Raw genomic sequence first — 1,722 nt, 5'->3', positions numbered from 1 at the left:
GTCGAGGACGGTGCGCGGGCTTGGCCCGGTTTGAGCGGCACGCATCACCGCCGGTTGCCAGCGGCCACGCCACCAGAGGCCGAAGCCGAGCAGGGTGGTGCAGGCCAGAATCAAGGTGCTGAGCTTCCAGCGCCAGAGCGCTTGGCTGTCGGCGCTGGCATCGATCGCTGAGGTGCCGGCCGGGGTGTCGACCACCAGGTTCGGATTGGCCGCCACGTGCAGCGTGCGAGCGGGCAGGCTGCTGTGCTCCAGATGGTCTTCGAAGGTGTTCCACCACACCACGTCGACGGTGGGCAGCTCGATGGCGCCGGTCCGTGTCGGCACCAGGGCCTCGCGGTCTTCACGACTGCCGACCAGGCCGCGTTCGCTGTTCTGATTGCCGAGCACTGGTTGATCCGGGTAGCGGCGCAGACCGCCGACATCGGTGCCGGGCAGCGGTGGTAGCTGGGTGCTGGACAAGCCTTCGGCCTTCACCGTCAGGCTGCGGGTCAATGAATCGCCCACCTGGGCATGATCCGGCTCCGGGTTCCAGCTATCGCTCAGGGTCAGGCTGCGCGCAGGCAGCCAGGGGGCATCGGCCGGATAGGTGATGGGTTTGGCCTTGACCGTCAACAGCAGTTCGGCCGAGGTCACGCGCATCAGCTTGCCGGATTTCGGCCCCTGGGCCGCGTCCTGTACCGGTTGTGCATCGACCAGCGCAGCGTTGAAGACCTGCGCCGGAATGATCAGTTCGCCACTGTGTTGCGGGTAGATCGCGTAGCGCATTTCAATCACGCCATGGCGCAGGCCGTCGATGTCTTTTTCGTAGGTGCGTGAGTCGCCCAATTGTTCGATACGGGCATCAGATATCTGCAAGGGTGGCAGGCTGCTGTCGTCGTACAGCGACACCGAATGGTAGATGCGCAGGGTCAGGATCGCCTGGGCCTGAACGTACACGCTGGTTTGATCGAGGCTGGCGTCAATGAACACCGCGGCCCGTTTGTTCGGGTTGTCCGGTGTTTCGCTCTCGACCACTTGCAGGGTGATCGGCTGGCTCTGCAGTTCGCCCAGTTGCAGTGGCGGAATCACCACGCTGCCGTTTTGCCGGGGCAGGAGGGTGACGATCCAGCGTGTGGTGGCCCGGTTTTCACCGCTAAGGGTGTTCAACTGGTTGACCTGGCGTGTGCCGCGCACTTCGAACAACGGCTCCAGCGGTGTCATGTCGGGTTTGCCGAACTGTGTCACGTCGGTGGATTCCAGGGTCAGCTCGACCGTCTCGCCCGAGCTCAGGCGACTGCGGTCCACACTGGCGACCAGCTCTGCTGCCTGCGCCTGAACGGTGCAGAACAACAGGCCATGCAGCAGCGCGAGCAATATAACGGTGAAGCGGGTCATCGAGTTTTTTCCTGATCCTGATGTTGTTGCTGTTCGTACCAGAATTTGCGCCGCAGCAGCTCACCGGGGTCATCCGGGATCTGCCGCAACCACTGCTCCAGCGCCTGACGCTGTTCACCTTCGATGCTGTCGGTGGCCGGGCGCAAGGGCGGCGTCGTGTGTTGCTCGTCACCCAATTCACTGCCTGGAACTTCGTTGGTTCCGGGCTTGCGTGGCGACGTGGGCGGATGCCTGGTGTCGGCGCCAGTCTGCGGTTCTTGCGCCTGCGGCTCGCCGCCGTCCGAAGGCTGCGTCGTGGCGCCGGGCGGTGTTTGCTGCTCAGTGGCCTGGGGCTCCTCGCTGGTGGCC

At 64.5% G+C, this 1,722-nt stretch carries 1 protein-coding gene and 1 pseudogene; both read right to left on the bottom strand.

The features are described from left to right. On the bottom strand, nt 1–1,374 hold a 1,374-nt coding region (locus ACCD00_RS30575), incomplete at its 3' end, for a BatD family protein (protein ID WP_413428916.1). Further along, nucleotides 1,371–1,722: pseudogene (locus tag ACCD00_RS30570) on the bottom strand (hypothetical protein); the annotation flags it as partial. The gene ACCD00_RS30575 and the pseudogene ACCD00_RS30570, both read right to left, overlap by 4 nt.

The sequence above is a fragment of the Pseudomonas sp. Pseusp3 genome, from assembly GCF_047304225.1.
Lineage (GTDB): Bacteria > Pseudomonadota > Gammaproteobacteria > Pseudomonadales > Pseudomonadaceae > Aquipseudomonas > Aquipseudomonas fluorescens_CD.
This window is presented reverse-complemented; position numbering and strand designations above follow the sequence as displayed.